This window comes from Azospirillum sp. TSH64 (assembly GCF_003116035.1).
Classification (GTDB): domain Bacteria; phylum Pseudomonadota; class Alphaproteobacteria; order Azospirillales; family Azospirillaceae; genus Azospirillum.
Genome location: NZ_LGQW01000015.1, coordinates 1008075 through 1025459 on the forward strand (window position 1 = coordinate 1008075; position 17385 = coordinate 1025459).

Here is a 17385-nt window from a genome sequence, read left to right on the forward strand (position 1 = left end):
CTTCTTACGCCGGCACGAGGTCCTGGGGAACCCGCGGCGCGTGCGCGACACGGTTGCGGCCGTCGCGCTTGGCCTCGTAGAGCGCCATGTCAGCGGCATGGACGAGGTCGGGCCAGTTCTCCCCCAGCCGGACGACCTGGGCGACGCCGATGCTGGCCGTCACCCCCAGCGGGTTTCCCTGAAGCTGGAACGGGATCGCCTGGATCGCCTCGCGGATCCGCTCGGCGACCGGCAGCGCGTCCGATGTCCGCAATTCCGGCAGGAACAGCAGAAATTCCTCCCCGCCCATCCGCGCCAGCACATCGTCGGAACGCTTCAGGTTGCGCAGCGTCGCCGCCACCGCGACCAGCACGGTGTCGCCGGCGGCATGGCCGAACCGGTCGTTGATCCGCTTGAAATGGTCGAGGTCGATGCAGAAGACGGTGTCGCCGGGACGCAGATGGCCGGGCAGCATCCGTTCCAGCCAGCGCCGGTTGCCGATGCCGGTCAGGCTGTCCAGCTCCGCCATCAGGCTCAGCTTGCGCTCCGCCCGGTCGGTGGCGACGCTGTAGATCAGGATCGAGACGGCGAAATTGCCCAGGATCTGGATGAAGAACTCCCAGGCCAGCCAGGGCACGAAATCCGCGACGAACAGGATGACCACAGCACCGAGCAGGAACGACGCCCCGCTGAGCGCCAGCACCGCCGCCAGCGGCCGGCAGGACGGCAACTGCTCGACCCGCCGGAGCCGGGTCACGATCCGCGCCGCCAGCATCAGGCAAAGCGCCGCATTCAGATGAAAAAAGGCGGCGCGGAGTTGGTTGTCCAGGTGGAAACCGGTCGCCCAAGCGGCGATCAGGACCGAAAGCGGATAGAGCGCCAGCAGGCGCCACCCCCGCGGCAGGCGCCCGGACCGCAGGCGTTCGATCCCCAGCGCCAGCAGCCCATGCCCGACCACGCCGAGCAGCAGGCTGCCCAGGGTCCAGACGATCTTCGGCAGCATGGCCTGCTCGCCGAAGCCGGCCAGGGCGCCGCCGATCCCCACCAGGGAAAACGCCGCCGCCAGCGTGCCGAATCCCGATGCGGGGACGTTTCGCAACCGCGCGAGCAGAAAGACGGCCGCCCCCACCAGAAGTGACGACTGGTACAGAAACAGCACCGTGGCGATGTCGAGCACAATCATGGACGGCAACGCCGGTTGATGATCACAGGGTCTTATACCGTGAACGTCGCTGTTGGTGAACCGGGCCGTTGGGGAAAATCTCTCAGTCTGAAATATCGGACACCGCAATCGAGCTTTGCAAAAATGATCGGAGCCATGAAATTTTCCGCTGATTTTGGTGAAGTGGGTGAAACCGAAGGCTTCTGGTTCGCATGACGGATTTTCCTTTTCCCTGTCCTTAAAGGCTTGTTGGGGCATGGATTCGGCAGTCACCGGACCCGACGCCCAGCGCCCATGCCGATCGAAGGAAACATCCATGCGCCAACCGTTTCACTCCGTTCCACGCCCCCCCTTTCCAGCCGGCTCCAGGCGCGCCATCCTTGGGGGATGGGCATCCGCATCGGATGCGTGACGTGTTCTCGTGAAAAGGAACCCCCCGTCTTGCTCGCCACCCTGCTTGCCGTCGACGGTCCCGACACCGTCGCCCTCACCCCCGTGACCAAGGCCGGGCTGGCCGACTGGCTGGCGGCGCAGTCGCCGGCCGTTGCCTCCTGGGTCAAGGCCGTGGGCTTCACCGGCGAGGCCGGATCGACCGTCTTCCTGCAGGGGCCGGACGGCGCCGTCGCCCGCGTGCTGGCCGGCGTGTCGGCGGTCGACGACCTGTGGGCCTTCGCCGGCCTGCCCGCCGCGCTGCCGGCCGGCTCCTACCGGATCGACGCGGCGCTGGATGCGCGGGCGGCGACGCGGGCGGCGCTGGGCTGGGCGCTCGGCAGCTACCGCTTCACCCGCTATCGCAAGCCGCCCGAGAAGGGCTTCGCCGCCCTGGTCTGGCCGGCGGAGGCCGACCGCGGCGAGGTGGAGCGGGCGGCGACCGCCACCTGGCTGGTGCGCGATCTGGTCAACACCCCGGCCTGCGACATGGGTCCGGCCGAGCTGGCCCAGGCGGCGCAGGATCTGGCCGCCGAGTTCGACGCGGCGGTGGAGGTCATCGTCGGCCAGGACCTGCTCGACCGCGACTATCCGGCCATCCATGCCGTCGGCCGCGCCAGCCCGCGGGCGCCGCGGCTGGTCGACCTGCGCTGGGGCAACCCGGAGCACCCGAAGGTGACCATCGTCGGCAAGGGCGTCTGCTTCGACACCGGCGGGCTGGACCTGAAGCCGTCGTCCGCCATGCTGATCATGAAGAAGGACATGGGCGGTGCGGCGCATGCGCTGGCGCTCGGCCGGATGATCATGATGGCCGGGCTGCCGGTGCGGCTCCGCGTGCTGGTGCCGGCGGTGGAGAATGTCGTATCCGGCGACAGCTTCAAGCCGCAGGACGTGCTGAAGACCCGCAAGGGCCTGACCATCGAGGTCGGCAACACCGACGCCGAGGGCCGCCTGATCCTGTGCGACGCGCTGGCCGAGGCTGATTCGGAGAAACCCGAACTGCTGATCGACTTCGCCACCCTGACCGGCGCCGCCCGCGTGGCGCTCGGTCCCGACCTGCCAGCGCTGATGTCGAACAACGACACGCTGGCCAACGACCTGACCGAGGCCGGGACCGCGGAGGACGATCCGTTGTGGCGGCTGCCGCTGTGGGCGCCCTACCGCAAGGGGCTGGACAGCAAGGTGGCCGACATCAACAACGTCACCACCAACGGCTTCGCCGGCGCCATCACCGCCGGGCTGTTCCTCCAGGAATTCGTGTCGAAGGAGACGCCCTGGGCGCATCTCGACACCTATGCCTGGAACGGCTCGGCCCGTCCCGGCCGTCCGGAAGGTGGCGAGGCGCTGGGCCTGCGCGCCGCCTATGCGGTGATCGCCAAGCGGTTCGGCTGACCATCCACGGCGGTGGAGACTGGGGGAAGGACGGCGGCATGCTTCGCCGTCCTTCGATCCGGTGACGGAGGTGCCGCATGGCCGAAAGAACGGCAGCCGGAAAGAATGACTGGGTGGCGGTGCGCCGCGATTCGGAGACCGGCATCGAGACCATCCGCGCCCATTTCCGCGGCCATGCCTATGACCTGCACGACCATGACGAGCTTCTGGTCGGCGTCACCGAGCAGGGGGTGCAGGCCTTCCGCTGCCGGCGGCGGCTGCACACCAGCGTTCCCGGCCGCGTCATCCTGATCGAACCCGGCGAGGCCCATGACGGCCACAGCCCGGGAGAGGATGGCTTCACCTACGCCATGCTCTACCTGCCGGTGCCGCTGCTGACCGCCCGCAGCGAGGCCCTGCGCAGCCTGACGCCGCGGGGAACCGGCCTGCCGCTGGGCTTCCGCGACACGCTGGCCGACGATCCCGGCCTTGCGGCGACGATCCGCTCCGCCTTCCTGGCCCTGCACCAGGGCGAAGGGCGGCTGGCCCGCGACCTGTCGGTGGACCGGCTGGCGGCGAGGCTGGCCGGCCATCTGGCACCGCCGGAGGAGCGCCGGCCGCTTCGCCCCGACCGCGCCGCCGCCCTGGCGCGCGACCTGCTGCAGGCCCGGATGGCCGAGGATGTCGGGCTGGACGAACTGTCCGCCGCGGCCGGCGTCGACCGGTTCCGGCTGAACCGCGCCTTCCACGCCGCCTTCGGCCTGTCGCCGCACGCCTATCTGGTCCGGCTGCGCCTGCGCGCCGCCCGGCGCCGGCTGGCCGAGGGCGAGGCGCCGGCCCTGGTCGCGGCGGAGGTGGGGTTCGCCGACCAGAGCCATCTCGGCCGCTGGTTCCGCCGCGCCTATGGCCTGACGCCGGCCGCCTACCGCGATCTGTGCACGAACGTTCCAGACTGACGCGCCGCCGTCGGGCATCTGAAGGGGCGAAGGAGATGATTGCCATGCCCGACAGCACGATGTCCGATAACCCGCTGCCCGAAACCACCCCCGCGGATGCGCCCGTCCGCTTCGACACCAAGGTCGCGCTGGTCGTCCGCGCCGATCTGGCGGTCTGGCAGAAGCTGAACGTCACCGCCTTCCTCGCCACCGGGATCGCCGCCGCGGCACCGGACGCGCTGGGCGAAGAGTATGTCGACGGTGCCGGCCGCCGCTATGGCCGCATGCTGGGCCAGCCGATGATGATCTTCGCCGCCGACCGCGACCAGTTGCGCGCCATCCGCGATGCGGCGCTGGAGCGGGGCCTGACGCTGGTGCCCTATGTCGCCGCCATGTTCGCCACCGGCCACGACGCCGCCAACCGCGCCGCCTTCCAGGCCGAGGATCCGGACAGCCCCGATCTGGTCGGGCTGGCCCTGCGCGGGCCGAAGAAGGCGGTGGACAAGACGGTGAAGGGCCTCACCCTGCACGGATGAGGAACAACAGGGGGTAGCGTCAACCCGCCCGTCACAGCTCCTGCGGGACGGTGATCGTCACTGTGGTGCCGTTGCCCGGCGCGCTGTCGATGGCGAGCCGGCCGCCGAGCGGGCCGGTCACCGTGTTGAACACCACCGCCAGCCCCAGCCCCTTGTGGCCGCGGTAGCGCGCGGTGGTGAAGAAGGCATCGGTCAGGGTCGGCAGGTTGTTGGCCGGAATGCCGGCGCCGCGGTCGCGGACGATCAGGTTCCAGGCCGGGACCGCATCCAGCGTCGCCGGCTCCACCGTCACCTCCACCTCGCCCGGGCCGCCGCCATAGCCATGGGCGGCGGCGTTGGTGAACAGATGGTGCAGCACCCGCTCCAGATGCGGGGCATAGCCGATCCAGGGGCAGGCGGTGCCGGGGACGACCCGGACGGCCAGCGGCAGGTCGGGATGCTGGACCGCGAACAGGCTCGCCGCGTCCTCCGCCATGCGGCGGAGGTCCAGCGCCTCCAGCGGTTCGGCGGTCTGGCAGGCGGCGATGGCGGAAAATGCCTCCACCAACTCCACCGCGCGGGCGAGGTTGGCGTCGAGCAGGGCTGCCGGCTCCCGCAGTTCCTCGGTCGCCAGCGGGCCGTTGCCGGGGCGGGCCAGATCCTGCAAATGGCTGGCCGCGGTGACGCAGACGCCGAGCGGCGTGTTCAGCTCATGCGCCAGCCCGGTCACCGCCTGGGTGATGGCGCGCTGGCGGGCCAGCGCCGATTCGGCGATGCGGGCGCGGCGCTCCAGATCCTCGCGCACCACCCGCTCCGACACCTCGCGGATCATGCGGCTGAGTTCGCGCAGCAGCTTCGCCAGCAGGTCGGGCGAGGGGGAGATCAGCGCCAGGAACAGGTCGCGTTCCAGCTCGAACACCGTGACCGGCGTGGCGGCGATGACCGAGGCGGAGCGGGCGCCGCCGTCGATCAGCGCCATCTCGCCGAAACAGTCGCCGGCGCGGCGGAACCCGACCTCCACCTGACCGCCGAAGGGATCGTCGCGCACCACGCGCACCGTGCCGTCCAGCAGGACATACAGCGAGCTGGCGCTGTCGCCTTCGCGCATCAGGACGGCGCCGGCCGGGGCGTCGAACACCCGCCCGCGCGAGGCCACGGCCGCGCGCTCCTCCGGCGAGAAGGCCTCGAACAGGACGATGCCGTCGAGGATTCCGCCGGGCGCGGTTGTGCCGGTGGTGGCGCTGGTCATGGTGAGGGGATGCTCCGAATGGGCCTTGTCCCGGCAGCATAGATCAAGCAGCCGGGAAACCGCGAGACGTTACCCGAGGCTTTCGCGAATCGGAAACCGGCTTTCGCGCGACAGGCGGTCCAGCAGGCCGCGCGACCCGGCCTCGCACAGGTCCAGCACCTGCTCGAAACCGTCGGGGCCGCCATAATAGGGATCGGGCACCTCACGGCCTTCCAACCCAGGCGCATCGTCCAGGAACAGGCGCAGCGCCGCGGTGGCGCCCGCCGGGGCGATGCGGCGCAGTTGGGCCAGATGGCCGTGATCCATCGCCAGGATGTGGTCGAAGCGGGTGAAGTCGGCCGCCGTCACCTTGCGGGCGCGCAAGCCCGACAGGTCGACGCCGCGGGCCAGCGCCGCGCGCACCGTGCGCGGATCGGGCGGCTCGCCGACGTGATAGCCGTGGGTGCCGGCGGAGTCGGCGCTCACCAGGGCGCCGAGCCCGGCGCGGTCGGCCAGATGGCGGAACACTCCTTCGGCGGTGGGCGAGCGGCAGATGTTGCCCGTGCAGACGAACAGGACCTTGACCACCTTCGGTATCCCCTCTCTCGTGTTTCTTGCGGCTTTACATCGGGGCGTGACGGGCGTACGCCGCAGAAGTTTTCCACATGACCGGTTTCCGAACCGCTAAGGGGATTTCATGCCCGCTCCCGCCCTGACCAACCGCCTGCGCCCGACCGACCGGATCGTCATCCTGACCGGGGCCGGGATTTCCAAGGAATCGGGGCTGGACACCTTCCGCTGCGCCGGCGGCATCTGGAGCCAGGTCGATCTGGAGGATGTGGCGACGCCGGAAGGGTTCGCCCGCGATCCCGATCTGGTCCACCGCTTCTACAACGACCGCCGCCGCGGCCTCGCCGATCCGGCGGTGCAGCCCAACGCCGCGCACAGGGCGCTGGCGGAGCTGGAGCGGCGCTGGACGGGCGATGTCCTGCTGGTGACGCAGAACATCGACGATTTGCACGAGCGCGGCGGCTCGAAGGCCCCGCTGCACATGCATGGCGAGCTGCTGAAGGCGGTCTGCCTGCATTGCCGCACGGTGGTGGAGGTGCAGGGCGACCTGTCGGTGCACGACCATTGCCTGACCTGCGGCCGCAAGGGCGGCATGCGGCCCGACGTGGTGTGGTTCGGCGAGATGCCCTATCAGATGGAGCGCATCCAGCGGGCGCTGGAGGAATGCGACCTGTTCGTGTCGGTCGGCACCTCGGGCCATGTCTATCCCGCCGCCGGCTTCGTGGCGGAAGCGCGCTCGGCCGGCGCCTATACGGTCGAGCTGAACCTGGAACCGTCGGAGGGCGCCTCCTATTTCCACAGCTCGATCCACGGCCCGGCGACCCAGGTGGTGCCGGCCTTCGTCCAGGATTTGCTGACGCTTGTCTGATGAAACCGTTGACGGCGGCTCTGATCTCGACCGCCTGTTCTCGCGGGTGCGCGCCTGCACGCTGTGTGCGGGGGTTCTGCCCCATGGCTGCCGCCCGGTGCTGCGCGGCAGCCCGACCGCCCGCCTGCTGATCGTCGGGCAGGCGCCGGGCGCGCGGGTGCATGCCAGCGGCATCCCCTGGGACGACGCCTCCGGCGACCGGCTGCGCAAATGGCTGGCGATGGACCGTCCCGCCTTCTACGACGAATCCCGCATCGCCGTGGTGCCGATGGGACTGTGCTATCCCGGAACCATGCCGAAGGGCGGCGATTACCCGCCGCGTCCGGAATGCGCGCCGCTGTGGCACCCGCCGCTGCTGGACGCACTGTCGGGCGTGCGGCTGACCCTGCTGATCGGGCAGTATGCCCAGGCGCGCTACCTGGGCGAGCGGCGCAAGGCGACGATGACCGAGACGGTGGCGAACTGGCGGGAATACGGCCCGGCCCACATGCCGCTGCCGCACCCGAGCTGGCGCAACACCGCCTGGCTGAACCGCAACCCGTGGTTCGAGGAGGATCTGGTGCCGGCCCTGCGCCGCCGGGTGGCGGACGCGCTGGACGATTGAAGGCCCTGCCCTCCCCCGCCTGCTCCCCTACTCCATCGTCTCGATCCGTTCCATGTCGTCGTCGGAGAAGCCGAAATGGTGGCCGATCTCGTGGATCAGGACATGGCGGACGATGGCCGGCAGTTCCTCCCCCGTCTCGCACCAGTAATCGAGGATCGGGCGGCGGTAGAGGAAGATCATGTCCGGCCCGCCTCGCAGGTCGGCGACGCTTTGCCGCGTCAGATCCACGCCCCGATAGAGGCCCAGCAGGTCGAATGGGCTTTCCAGCTCCATCTCCCGCTCGGTATCCTCATCGGGGAAATCCTCGACATGGATCACGAGGTTCCCGACCGGGGCGAGCAGCTCCGCCGGGATGGTGTCGAGCGCCTCTTCGGCCATGCGCTCCAGGTCTTCGACCGTGGGCGGAACCGTATGGGGACCTGAAGGTTTCCGTATCATGCCGCAGAAGGTAGCGAACCGCCGCCCGTTCGCCAAGAAGCTGCGGGCGGCAAAAGAGAGACTTGAGGAAAGGGAGGTCATCATGTCGGATCGTCTTGTCGGCGCGCATCGCCAGACGGCGCTGAAGGAACTGCACGGCTGGGCGGAGGTGCTGGAACGCGACGCCATCCGCAAGACCTACCATTTCGCCGATTTCCCCGCCGCCTGGGGGTTCATGAACCAGGTCGCCCTGCTGGCCGAGAAGACCGGCCACCATCCCGAATGGTTCAACGATCTGGGCCGGGTCGAGGTGATCCTCTACACCCGCAACAACGACGCGGTGACCCAGGCCGACATCGACTTCGCCCATCGCCTGGACCAGATGGCGCCCCTGCACGACCGCTGATGGACCCAACGCCCGCTTGCGGGCGTTACCCTAGCCCTGTGACGTGCGGAGCCGCCGACCATGCCGAAACCCCTGACCCTGTCCATCCCCCACTCGCTTGGCCGGGCGGAGGCCAAGCGCCGGCTGGTCGACGGCATGGGCGAGGTGCGGGCGCGCCTGAGCGCCGTGTCGGCCAGCGTCGACGACAGCTGGACCGACGACCGCCTGAACTTCCACGTCGTGGCGCTGGCCCAGACCATCGCCGGCCACATCGACGTGCTGGACGACCGGGTCGAGATGGAGGTGCAGTTGCCCTGGGCGCTGGCCCTGCTGGCCGACAAGATCAAGAACAAGGTCTCGCGCCAGGGCACGCTGATGCTGGAGAAGAAGTAAGGGTTGACCGGGGAGGTGCGGGACTCGACGCCCTCACCTCCCCACCCATCCTTACCTGCCCTACCCCTCCGACGCCTCCTCCACCTTGCGGCGCGCCAGCGGATGGTGGTCGTGCATGACCCGCTTCAGACGTTCCGTCACGACGTGGGTGTAGATCTGCGTCGTCGCGATGTCGGCATGGCCCAGCATCTTCTGGACGGAGCGCAGATCGGCGCCATGGTCGAGCAGATGGGTGGCGAAGGCGTGGCGCAGGACGTGGGGGCTGACCTTTTCCGGGTCGATGCCGGCGTCGATGGCAAGTTGCTTCAACAGCTGGGCGAAGCGCTGGCGCGTCAGGTGCCCTTCGGCGGAGATGCGGGACGGGAACAGGAAGGGGCTGTGCCCGGCCTCCCCCCCTGCACCGGCGGCCGGCGGGATGAAGTGGCCGCGGAACGGGATGTAGCCGGCCAACGCCGCCAGCGCCGGGTCGGACAGCGGCACCATGCGTTCCTTGCCGCCCTTGCCGCGCACCAGCAGGCCGCGGCCGTCGCGCATGATCGCCGTCATCGGCAGGCCGACCAGCTCCGACACGCGCAGGCCGGTGGCGTAGAGCACCTCCAGCAGGGCCACCAGCCGCAGCCCCTCCGGCCCGCCGCGCGCCTCGGCGGTGGACAGCATGGCGCCGACCTCCGCCTCCGTCAGGATTTTGGGCAGCGGACGGCCCTGCTTGGGGCTGTCGAGCGGCGAGGCGGGATCGTCGAAGCGGCGGCCTTCGGACAGCAGGAAGCGGTAGAACTGCCGCATCGCCGACAGCCGCCGTGCCACCGTGCGGGGGGCACCGTCCTTGCTCTGCACCGCCAAATAGGCGCGCAGATCCTCGGTGCCCGCCGCCTCCAGCGCCACGCTGCGCTGGGCCAGCCAGCGGCCGAGGTCGGCGAGGTCACGCTCGTAGGCCAGCCGCGTGTTCACCGCCGCCCCGCGCTCCGCCGTCAGCATGTCGAGGAAGGCGTCCAGATGCGGCGAGGTGGCGAGCGGGCGCGGCTTGCACGGCCGGCCGCGCCGCTTGGCGCCGGCTTTGACGGCGGTCTTTTTGCTGCCGGTCATGGTGTCGGCGTCATGGTGGTGGCGGGCTCCACGGGGCGGAAGGTCATTCGGCAGTCGGATTTGGGGTCGGATTTGGGGTCGGATTCGGGATGGGGGTATGGGCGGTGGGGCCGGCGATTACGGCCATCGCCTCGCGAACCAGCGCGCGGGCGTCCGGTTCCAGCCCCACCGCCTTCAGGTTGGCCGCCACGCGGGCGGTGACGACGGGCGGAAGGATGGCGGGTCCGGCCTTCCCAAGCAGGATCAGGGCGACGGCCACCGTCTCGCCGATGCGCCCGCCGGCCGCGGCGTCGCCCAGCCGCTGCCACAAGGCGGGATCGACACCGGCCTCGCTGCCGCTGGGCGGGCCGGCACCGTCGGTGACGGTCATCCAGGCCGCGTCTGGGACGGCGACCCCGGTCGCCTGGAGAAGCGCCAGCTGGCCGGCGATGCGGCTGCGGGCGGCGGTGTCGGCGCCGCGCAGCGCCTCGTCCAGCCATTCGGTCAGGGCCCTCGGGTCTTGAGCCCCCTGCCCCGTCGCCACCACCGCCAGCGGCCACAGCCAGGCGGTGTCGGCGCTGCGGCCGCTGCGCAGGGCCAGATCGTGCCAGCGCCGCGCCTGGTCGAGCCGGCCTTGCGCGTAATAGAGCCGCGCCGCCGCCGGGGCCAGCAACGCGGCGTCGCCGGTCGGCGACACGCCGTCGAGCAGACCGGCGGCGGCACCGCCGACCGGCCCGGCGCGCAGGCGCGGATCGACCAGCTCCACCGCCAGCGCGGCCAGCGCCACGCGCAGCCGCCCGTCCATCGCCGCCGCCATCGCCTGATGGACCAGCGCGCGGGTGCGGGCGCCGCGGTCGCGCCGGGCGATGTCGCGGACCCGCAGCAGCTCGTCCCCCACCGCCGGGATCTGGGCATAGAGATCCTGCAACTGGCGGGCATCGAGGAACAGGGATGCCGCCGCCCGCTCGCCGGCGGCGGCACGGGTGGTCGGATCGACGGCGGGGTTGGTGGCGATGGCGGCCAGCGCCGGCAGATTGTCCAGCGGCAGCCGGTCGGGCGGCACGCCGATCCGCGCGATGCGCAGGGCGGCGAGCAGCAGCGCCAGCCCGTCCGCATCGGCTTGCAGCGACAGCGAGCGGGCCGGCGGCGGGGCGGCACCGGCCAGCGCCTCGGCAACCGGCAGGAAGGGGTCGGACCGGCGGCTGTCGCGCAAGACCGCCAGCGCCTCGTCCGTGCCGGCCCGGTCGCCGGAACGGGCACGGCAGAACAGGCCCAGCTTGGCCCAATAGGCGGAGGCGAAGCTCTTGCCGCGGGCCAGCGCGCGCGGGCAATCCAGGCCGCCGCGCACCAGCTCCGCATCGGTCAGCGCCCGGGCCGCCGGCTCGTCCGCCGCCAGCGCCGCCGGCAGGCGCCCGGCCAGCTCGGCCGCCCCGGCGGGATCGCCGAGCCGCGCCAGCTTTTCGATGCGCAGGGCGCCGAGGCGGCGGGACGGCGGCGCTTCCCCGGTCGCGACCGCCGGAGAGCCGGCGCTCAGCAGCAGGCGGCGCTCCAGCGTCTTGACGGTGGGAGACGGGGTGTCGACCGGCAGGGCGGCGATCAGGGGCAGAAGCTCGGCCCGGCCGATGCCGCGCCAGGGGTCGCCGCCCAGCCCCTGCACCCCGTCGAGGAGGCCGGCGCCGTCCGGGTCGGGCGCCCCCAGCGGCTCGCGCGCGACCGGCGCCGGCCGCGCCACCACCGGGGAGACGGCGGGCGGCGGCGTGACGATGGGCGGATAGGCCGGCACGATGACCGGAGCGGGGATGGAAGGCCGGGACTGGACGAGGGTTTCCACCGCGGCGTCGGGCGTCAGCCGGACCGGCGGGCCGAAGGCCTGCGCTGCGGCGGCCATGGACCAGCCGGCCGCCAGCAGTCCGGCCAGCAGCGGAACGGTTGCCTGTCGGACACCCTGGGGCCTGACCTTCCCGGCCGATGGTCGGGGTTCAGCGCGGGAAGCGCTCATCCGGCAGAACCTTCTCCACCGTTTTCGACGGAGCCGGCAGGTCCCACGAGGCGAGGAACACCATGCCACCGGCGATCACCAGCAACAGCAGGACGAAGAGGATCGAGAGAAACCGGCTCATGGCACCAGGGACATGTTGTGTCGGAAAACGGAGGATCGGAGCGGAGCTACCATGTCCTGCATCCGCAGGGCTTGGGACAAGCAAGGGCTTTTCTGCTAAAGCATCCGCGGCCCCGGCCGGCGGCCGGAGGACGGCGCAGTGTAGCCACAGGTTGGACCGCGGCGCAACCCGTCCACCGGGCCATTCGCCGGCTCCGCAGCAGGATGCGGGGCAGGGCATGGCGGAACCGGGGCGCTTGTGCCGGCCAGCTTTCGGCGGGTATGAGTGTTGTCTGTTGCAGCGGTGTGACGGCCGGCAAAGACGCCGGCATGCTGGCGCCGGGAGTGCGGGTGGCGGATCGGATGGATGTTATGGGACTGCGCAAGGCGATGACGGCCCAAGGTCCGGGAGCAGGTCTGGGCACGGGTGCGGCGGAGGATGCGGTGCCGCTGCTGCCGCGCACCGTGGTGCTGGTCGGGCTGATGGGAGCCGGCAAGAGCGCCATCGGGCGCCGGCTGGCCACGCGCCTGCACCTGCCCTTCCGCGACGCCGACACCGAGATCGAGGCGGCGGCCGGCTGCACCATCGCCGAGATTTTCGCCCGCGACGGCGAGCCGGTCTTCCGCTCCGTCGAACGGCGCATCATCACCCGCCTGGTGAAGGACGAGCCCGTGCACATCCTGGCGACCGGCGGCGGCGCCTTCATGGACCCGGAGACCCGCGCCGCCATCCGCCAGCACGGCATTTCGGTCTGGCTGCGCGCCGAACTGGACGTGCTGGTCGCCCGCACCGCCCGGCGCACCCACCGCCCCATCCTGAACCAGGGCGATCCGCGAACCATCCTGGGCCGGCTGATGGAGCAGCGTTATCCCGTCTATGCCGAGGCCGACCTGACCGTGGTCAGCGACGAACGCCCGCCCGACGTGACGGTGGAGCTGGTGATCGACGCGCTGGAGGCGCATTTCGGCGTCCAGCTTCCCCACCGCCAGCCCCAGGGCCAACCGCAGGGCCAGGGCAACGCCCAGCGCGGCGGCCGGCCCGGAAAGCCCGACGCCCCAAAAACCGACGCGCCCTGATCCCCGCCTCCCGCCCCTTGTCATGAACCACCAGCTTCGCGGACTGCCCCGATGACCTCCGTCAACGCCACCACCCCGGCCGCACTCGACACCGTCCGCCTGGAGCTGGGCGCCCGCAGCTACGACATCCTCGTCGGCGACGGGGTGCTGGCCGATGCCGGCGAGCGCATCGCCGCGATCACCCGCGGCCGGGCGCCCATCGTGGTGACCGACGCCAACGTCGCGCCTCTGCATCTGGACACGCTGAACGCCGCGATGCTGGCGGCGGGGATCGCACCGCAGCCGGCCATCGGCCTGCCGGCCGGCGAGAAGACCAAGGACTTCGCCCATTTCCAGCAGCTGATGGACGACATCCTGGGCCGCGGCATCGAGCGGTCCACCGTTCTGCTGGCGCTGGGCGGCGGGGTGATCGGCGACATCACCGGCTTTGCCGCGGCGTCGGCGCTGCGCGGCATCGACTTCATCCAGGTGCCGACCACGCTGCTGTCCCAGGTCGACAGCTCGGTCGGCGGCAAGACCGGCATCAACAGCCGGCACGGCAAGAACCTGATCGGCGCCTTCCACCAGCCGCGCCTGGTCATCGCCGACACCGCCACGCTGGACACCCTGCCGCGGCGCGAGGTGCTGGCCGGCTATGCCGAGGTGGTGAAATACGGCCTGATCCGCCAGCCCGACTTCTTCGCCTGGCTGGAGCGGAACGGCCGGCGGGTGGTGGACGGCGACAGCGACGCCCGGCGCCATGCGGTGACCGTCAGCTGCCGCGCCAAGGCCGACATCGTCGGCGTCGACGAGCGCGAGAGTGGCGACCGCGCCCTGCTGAACCTGGGCCACACCTTCGGCCATGCGCTGGAGGCGGCGACCGGCTTCGGCCAGACCCTGCTGCATGGCGAAGGGGTGGCGATCGGCATGGTGCTGGCCTTCGACCTGTCGGTCCGGCTCGGGCTGTGCCCGGCCGACGACGCGCGGCGCGCCCGCGCCCATCTGGCCGATGTCGGCCTGCCGGTGCGCCCGGCCGACATCCCCGGCGTCGCCTGGGACGTGGACGGGCTGGTGCGGTCGATGGCGAAGGACAAGAAGGTGCAGGACGGCCGCATCACCTTCATCCTGGCCGACCGCATCGGCAACGCCTTCACCCGCCGCGACGTCGATGCCGCCGCCGTCCGCGCCGTTCTGGACGAGTCGGTCCAGCCCGCCTGATCCCCGGTCATCACGGATAATCCGTCTTTCGCACAATAGCAGCGGCGGCGGTTGCCCGCCCATACTCCCTCCAACACCGCGGCCATCCCGCCGCGGCCGCAACGGGGAGGATGAGCGATGAAGGCGACGCTTGGGATGTCGGCGATGGGTGCGGTGCTGCTGGCGGCGGCTCCGGCCATGGCGCTGGAGGTGCGCGAGCAGGCGACGATCAAGGCGCCGGTCGAGCAGGTGTGGAAGCAGATCGCCCCCTTCTGCGCGATCAGCGACTGGCACCCGGCGGTGGAGGGCTGCACCCTGCGCAAGACCGGCGACCGCCAGGAGCGTGACATCGCCCTGAAGGGCGGCGGTGCGATCCAGGAACGGCTGACCGGCCTTTCCGCCGCCAAGCACCGGCTGCGCTACACCCTGCTGAACGGGCCGCTGCCGGTGAAGAACTACAATTCCACCATCCGGCTGAGCGCGGTGGACGCCCGCACCACCCGCATCACCTGGTCCTCGCGCTTCCAGGCCAGCGGCGCCTCCGATGCGGACGCGCGCAAGGCAATTGCCGGCATCTACACCAGCGGCTTCGACGGGTTGCGCAAGCGGCTGGAGTCCGGCCAGTAACGACAACGCCGTCGGCAGTGCCCCGGCACATGCGGGAAGTTCCAGACAATCAGTTCTATTGACGATCGGTCCATCAAGCTGACAGGATCGTGTATGCCGCGCTGCGAAATCGCGGTCGAGTGCATCGTTCGTCCACAAAACCTGCAATCACGAGGGAGATGGGACACATGCCGACACGCCGACTGATGCCCGATGTCATCAAGAACCAGGAACTGACCTGCCTGCCGCCGGGCGCCACCGTGCGCGATGCCGCCACGCTGATGGCGCAGAAGCGCATCGCCGCGGTGCTGGTCACCGACGGGAGGACGCTGAAGGGCATCGTCACCGAGCGCGACATGACCGCCCGCGTGGTCGCGGCCGGGCTCGACCCCGACACCACCCTGCTGTCGTCGGTGATGACCGCCGATCCCGACACGCTGGAGCCCTCGGCGACGGCGCTGGAGGCGCTCGACCTGATGGAGCGTCACCATTACCGCCACCTGCCCATCGCGGTGGAGGGCGAGGCGGTCGGCATGGTGTCGATCCGCGACCTCTTCGCCGTGGTGCGCACCCATCTGGAGGACGAACTGCGCAGCCGCGAAGCCTACATGTTCGGCAGCGGCTATTCGGCGGAGGCCACGCTGGGCTGACGGCAAGCTTGACCCATAGGTAACGCTGCGTTGCGGTGGGGTCGGGTTGACCGGGCGCCCGGCCCCACCGATAGTCGAGGGTGAGCCATCCTCTTTGCTGAACTGGAAAGCCCGATGTCCGCGCCCTCGCTGTCCGCCCCCGCCGCGCGCGAGCCGATCCACACCCGTCGTGTCACCTGCCAGGGCTTTCGGCGCGCCGACGGGCTGTGGGACATCGAAGGCCACCTGACCGACGTCAAAAGCTATGGCTTCCATACGGAGGAGCGCGGGCATCTGGAGCCGGGAACCCCGATCCACCAGATGTGGATGCGCCTGACCGTCGACGACAAACTGACCGTCCAGGCGGTGGAGGCGGTGACCGAACACAGCCCCTACAAGGCCTGTGGCAGCATCACGCCGCAGTTCCAGCAGCTGGTGGGCCTGCGCGTCGGACCGGGCTGGACCCGCGCAGTGAAGGACCGGCTGGGCGGAGCGAAGGGCTGCACCCATCTGGTCGAGTTGCTGGGTCCGCTGGCGACCACCGCCTTCCAGACCGTCTACCCGATCCTGGCCCGTGAAGCGGCGGACCGCGCGAAGGCGTCCGGCAAGCCGGCCCAGGACGACGGCAAGCGGCCGGTGCTGCTGAACATGTGCCATATCTTCGACAGCAACGGCGAGGCGGTGCGCAGACATTGGCCTGCGCACTACACCGGCGATGATCGCGCCGGCCCTGAAAACGAAGACGCCGCCCGGGACGAGGCGGCGGAATAGGATAGCCTTCGCCCCGGGCGCCCACCGGAAATCAGCCGGGCGGGCGCCGGGTGGCGCCGCTCAGGCGTCCAGGCCGGGCTGGGCCGGACCTGCGGCCTGGGTCGGGCCGGGGGTCGGACCGGGCGTGGGGAAGCTGCCGCCCGCGGCGACCGCGGCCTTGACACCGTCCTCCTCGTCAGCCAGCGGCAGCTCGAACGGCGTGCCGACGAACGGGTCGCTGCCGCCATGGCCGGCACGCAGATGACCGTCCTCGGTGCAGGCCCGCCGGTAATAGGACGCAATGAAGACGCGCACGGCCGATGTCAGGGTGACATCGGCGTCTTCCGGCTTGATGCCCTTGCGGCGCGCCTGCTCCTCGATCCGCTCCTTGATCTGGGTGCAGAGGCGGTTGACGGTCAGGCCTTCCCGACGGCCGATCTCCTCCAGAGCATCCCACATCGACGGTTCCAGCCGCATGCTCGTGCGGTGCCCGCCGATCATGATGTTCTGGCTCCTCAGCGGTTCCACCCCCGCATGGGAAGTGATCACGCGCTTTTTCTTCGGCCCACGCTTCGCCATCCGCAGCCCCTTCCACGAAGCCGCCAGCGGACATGCGAAGTTTGTGTCCGCCACGGCGCGATAAATGGTTGCATATATCATACTTTACTAAACGCAGCGGGAAATGCAACCACGCTAGCGCCTCTCATTCTTACAAGTTTTCCTAAAATCGACTCTTGGTTGCATCCATATGTATGTCATTTCGGCCGCTCAACCGCTCGTTATTTGAGGCGCACGAACGATCGGTGGGAACGCCCCGCGGACGGGATGGGTGCGGGCTTTCCGGCCCCGTTCAGGCCCCGGCTTCACCGGGGGCGTGGGTGGTCAGCCCCAGCGCATGCACCCGCTCGCGCAACTCGTCGGCCAGCAGCGCATAGACCATCCGCTGGCGCTCCACCCGCGACTTGCCGGCAAAGGCGGCGGAGACCACGGTGACGTGGAAGTGGGTTTCCCCGGCGGCGTCCGCCCCGGCATGGCCGGCATGGCGGGCGCTGTCGTCGACGACCTCGAGCCGGTCCGGCGCCAGTCCGGCGGTCAGCTTTTCGCGGATGCGGGTGGCGTATTCCATGGCGG

Annotated in this window: 22 protein-coding genes; 13 read left to right on the forward strand and 9 right to left on the reverse strand. The window is 70.5% G+C overall.

Annotation, left to right across the window (positions count from 1 at the left end):
* Positions 1–4 precede the first annotated feature (4 nt).
* On the reverse strand, positions 5–1162 hold the full coding sequence (locus TSH64_RS05950; RefSeq protein ID WP_158285351.1) for a GGDEF domain-containing protein: 1158 nt from the start codon (positions 1160–1162) through the stop codon (positions 5–7).
* A gap of 39 nt (positions 1163–1201) precedes the next feature.
* Between TSH64_RS05950 and TSH64_RS35600 the strand changes: the two genes are divergently transcribed.
* The 4 genes from TSH64_RS35600 (at position 1202) to TSH64_RS05965 (ending at position 4412) form a co-directional block, all read left to right on the forward strand.
* Complete coding sequence (locus tag TSH64_RS35600; RefSeq protein ID WP_158285352.1) at positions 1202–1357, forward strand: hypothetical protein; 156 nt, start codon at positions 1202–1204, stop codon at positions 1355–1357.
* A 225-nt stretch (positions 1358–1582) separates the two neighbouring features.
* A complete protein-coding gene (locus tag TSH64_RS05955) occupies positions 1583–2962 on the forward strand; it encodes a leucyl aminopeptidase family protein (protein ID WP_109095968.1) in 1380 nt (459 codons plus the stop codon).
* Positions 2963–3039: 77 nt separating this feature from the next.
* Positions 3040–3897, forward strand: a complete 858-nt coding sequence (locus TSH64_RS05960) for an AraC family transcriptional regulator (RefSeq protein WP_109095969.1) — start codon at positions 3040–3042, stop codon at positions 3895–3897.
* A gap of 44 nt (positions 3898–3941) precedes the next feature.
* The gene (locus TSH64_RS05965; protein ID WP_247872778.1) at positions 3942–4412 is read left to right on the forward strand and encodes a DUF2000 domain-containing protein; all 471 of its coding nucleotides are present in this window, start codon (positions 3942–3944) and stop codon (positions 4410–4412) included.
* 31 nt (positions 4413–4443) lie between these two features.
* Here TSH64_RS05965 and TSH64_RS05970 read toward each other — a convergent pair whose 3' ends face one another.
* Positions 4444–5640 (reverse strand): cyclic nucleotide-binding domain-containing protein, encoded by a 1197-nt coding sequence (locus TSH64_RS05970; protein WP_109095970.1) that lies wholly within the window; start codon positions 5638–5640, stop codon positions 4444–4446.
* Between the two features lie 69 nt (positions 5641–5709).
* On the reverse strand, positions 5710–6207 hold the full coding sequence (locus TSH64_RS05975) for a low molecular weight protein-tyrosine-phosphatase (protein WP_109095971.1): 498 nt from the start codon (positions 6205–6207) through the stop codon (positions 5710–5712).
* 109 nt (positions 6208–6316) lie between these two features.
* On the opposite strand from TSH64_RS05975, the gene cobB reads away from it, so the two are divergent.
* Both cobB and TSH64_RS05985 read left to right on the forward strand, forming a co-directional pair.
* Complete coding sequence (gene cobB, locus TSH64_RS05980; RefSeq protein WP_109095972.1) at positions 6317–7057, forward strand: Sir2 family NAD+-dependent deacetylase; 741 nt, start codon at positions 6317–6319, stop codon at positions 7055–7057.
* Positions 7050–7661: a uracil-DNA glycosylase family protein gene (locus TSH64_RS05985; protein WP_109095973.1), complete on the forward strand. Its 612-nt coding sequence runs from the start codon at positions 7050–7052 to the stop codon at positions 7659–7661. The genes cobB and TSH64_RS05985 overlap by 8 nt, the downstream gene beginning before the upstream one ends.
* Before the next feature lie 27 nt (positions 7662–7688).
* On the opposite strand, the gene TSH64_RS05990 is transcribed toward TSH64_RS05985, so the two are convergent.
* Complete coding sequence (locus TSH64_RS05990; protein WP_098740823.1) at positions 7689–8039, reverse strand: metallopeptidase family protein; 351 nt, start codon at positions 8037–8039, stop codon at positions 7689–7691.
* A 142-nt stretch (positions 8040–8181) separates the two neighbouring features.
* Here TSH64_RS05990 and TSH64_RS05995 point away from each other — a divergent pair, with 142 nt between their 5' ends.
* Positions 8182–8484, forward strand: coding sequence for a 4a-hydroxytetrahydrobiopterin dehydratase (locus tag TSH64_RS05995; protein ID WP_109452339.1), 303 nt, complete (start codon positions 8182–8184; stop codon positions 8482–8484).
* A 60-nt stretch (positions 8485–8544) separates the two neighbouring features.
* Entirely contained in the window at positions 8545–8856 is a 312-nt protein-coding gene (locus tag TSH64_RS06000) for a polyhydroxyalkanoic acid system family protein (protein WP_098740825.1), read from the forward strand.
* Positions 8857–8916: 60 nt separating this feature from the next.
* Here the strand turns inward: TSH64_RS06000 and TSH64_RS06005 are convergent, their stop codons facing one another.
* The 3 genes from TSH64_RS06005 to TSH64_RS35785 are packed head-to-tail and all read right to left on the reverse strand — an operon-like array spanning position 8917 to position 12038.
* Entirely contained in the window at positions 8917–9939 is a 1023-nt protein-coding gene (locus TSH64_RS06005; protein ID WP_109095974.1) for a site-specific tyrosine recombinase XerD, read from the reverse strand.
* A gap of 43 nt (positions 9940–9982) precedes the next feature.
* On the reverse strand, positions 9983–11917 hold the full coding sequence (locus TSH64_RS06010; protein WP_109095975.1) for a hypothetical protein: 1935 nt from the start codon (positions 11915–11917) through the stop codon (positions 9983–9985).
* Positions 11898–12038 carry a hypothetical protein gene (locus TSH64_RS35785; RefSeq protein ID WP_167393297.1) on the reverse strand — a complete coding sequence of 47 codons (141 nt, stop codon included), beginning with the start codon at positions 12036–12038 and terminating at the stop codon, positions 11898–11900. Before TSH64_RS35785 ends, TSH64_RS06010 begins: the two co-directional genes overlap by 20 nt.
* 368 nt (positions 12039–12406) lie before the next feature.
* Between TSH64_RS35785 and TSH64_RS06020 the strand changes: the two genes are divergently transcribed.
* The 5 genes from TSH64_RS06020 to TSH64_RS06040 all read left to right on the forward strand — a co-directional run bounded on the left by TSH64_RS06020 (position 12407) and on the right by TSH64_RS06040 (position 16275).
* Complete coding sequence (locus tag TSH64_RS06020) at positions 12407–13093, forward strand: shikimate kinase (protein ID WP_247873351.1); 687 nt, start codon at positions 12407–12409, stop codon at positions 13091–13093.
* A 51-nt stretch (positions 13094–13144) separates the two neighbouring features.
* Entirely contained in the window at positions 13145–14290 is a 1146-nt protein-coding gene (gene aroB / locus TSH64_RS06025) for a 3-dehydroquinate synthase (RefSeq protein ID WP_109095976.1), read from the forward strand.
* A 117-nt stretch (positions 14291–14407) separates the two neighbouring features.
* Positions 14408–14896, forward strand: coding sequence for an SRPBCC family protein (locus TSH64_RS06030; RefSeq protein ID WP_109095977.1), 489 nt, complete (start codon positions 14408–14410; stop codon positions 14894–14896).
* Positions 14897–15063: 167 nt separating this feature from the next.
* Complete coding sequence (locus tag TSH64_RS06035; RefSeq protein WP_109095978.1) at positions 15064–15525, forward strand: CBS domain-containing protein; 462 nt, start codon at positions 15064–15066, stop codon at positions 15523–15525.
* 114 nt (positions 15526–15639) lie between these two features.
* Complete coding sequence (locus TSH64_RS06040) at positions 15640–16275, forward strand: DUF2889 domain-containing protein (protein ID WP_109095979.1); 636 nt, start codon at positions 15640–15642, stop codon at positions 16273–16275.
* Between the two features lie 60 nt (positions 16276–16335).
* On the opposite strand, the gene TSH64_RS06045 is transcribed toward TSH64_RS06040, so the two are convergent.
* Both TSH64_RS06045 and TSH64_RS06050 read right to left on the reverse strand, forming a co-directional pair.
* Complete coding sequence (locus TSH64_RS06045; RefSeq protein WP_247872779.1) at positions 16336–16803, reverse strand: ribbon-helix-helix domain-containing protein; 468 nt, start codon at positions 16801–16803, stop codon at positions 16336–16338.
* A 301-nt stretch (positions 16804–17104) separates the two neighbouring features.
* Positions 17105–17380 (reverse strand): BolA family protein, encoded by a 276-nt coding sequence (locus TSH64_RS06050; protein ID WP_085087049.1) that lies wholly within the window; start codon positions 17378–17380, stop codon positions 17105–17107.
* Between the last annotated feature and the right edge of the window lie 5 nt (positions 17381–17385).

What these genes read in the sequence shown, in the direction of transcription:
- TSH64_RS06040 (WP_109095979.1), top strand. Translation starts at nt 15,640, where the DNA reads ATGTCCGCGCCCTCGCTGTCCGCCCCCGCCGCGCGCGAGCCGATCCAC.
- TSH64_RS06000 (WP_098740825.1), top strand. Translation starts at nt 8,545, where the DNA reads ATGCCGAAACCCCTGACCCTGTCCATCCCCCACTCGCTTGGCCGGGCG.
- TSH64_RS06030 (WP_109095977.1), top strand. Translation starts at nt 14,408, where the DNA reads ATGAAGGCGACGCTTGGGATGTCGGCGATGGGTGCGGTGCTGCTGGCG.
- TSH64_RS35785 (WP_167393297.1), bottom strand. Translation starts at nt 12,038, where the DNA reads ATGAGCCGGTTTCTCTCGATCCTCTTCGTCCTGCTGTTGCTGGTGATC.
- TSH64_RS06020 (WP_247873351.1), top strand. Translation starts at nt 12,407, where the DNA reads ATGACGGCCCAAGGTCCGGGAGCAGGTCTGGGCACGGGTGCGGCGGAG.
- TSH64_RS05970 (WP_109095970.1), bottom strand. Translation starts at nt 5,640, where the DNA reads ATGACCAGCGCCACCACCGGCACAACCGCGCCCGGCGGAATCCTCGAC.
- TSH64_RS06050 (WP_085087049.1), bottom strand. Translation starts at nt 17,380, where the DNA reads ATGGAATACGCCACCCGCATCCGCGAAAAGCTGACCGCCGGACTGGCG.
- TSH64_RS06005 (WP_109095974.1), bottom strand. Translation starts at nt 9,939, where the DNA reads ATGACCGGCAGCAAAAAGACCGCCGTCAAAGCCGGCGCCAAGCGGCGC.
- TSH64_RS05965 (WP_247872778.1), top strand. Translation starts at nt 3,942, where the DNA reads ATGCCCGACAGCACGATGTCCGATAACCCGCTGCCCGAAACCACCCCC.
- TSH64_RS05950 (WP_158285351.1), bottom strand. Translation starts at nt 1,162, where the DNA reads ATGATTGTGCTCGACATCGCCACGGTGCTGTTTCTGTACCAGTCGTCA.
- TSH64_RS06035 (WP_109095978.1), top strand. Translation starts at nt 15,064, where the DNA reads ATGCCGACACGCCGACTGATGCCCGATGTCATCAAGAACCAGGAACTG.
- cobB (WP_109095972.1), top strand. Translation starts at nt 6,317, where the DNA reads ATGCCCGCTCCCGCCCTGACCAACCGCCTGCGCCCGACCGACCGGATC.
- TSH64_RS05990 (WP_098740823.1), bottom strand. Translation starts at nt 8,039, where the DNA reads ATGGCCGAAGAGGCGCTCGACACCATCCCGGCGGAGCTGCTCGCCCCG.
- TSH64_RS05995 (WP_109452339.1), top strand. Translation starts at nt 8,182, where the DNA reads ATGTCGGATCGTCTTGTCGGCGCGCATCGCCAGACGGCGCTGAAGGAA.
- TSH64_RS06010 (WP_109095975.1), bottom strand. Translation starts at nt 11,917, where the DNA reads ATGAGCGCTTCCCGCGCTGAACCCCGACCATCGGCCGGGAAGGTCAGG.
- TSH64_RS05960 (WP_109095969.1), top strand. Translation starts at nt 3,040, where the DNA reads ATGGCCGAAAGAACGGCAGCCGGAAAGAATGACTGGGTGGCGGTGCGC.
- aroB (WP_109095976.1), top strand. Translation starts at nt 13,145, where the DNA reads ATGACCTCCGTCAACGCCACCACCCCGGCCGCACTCGACACCGTCCGC.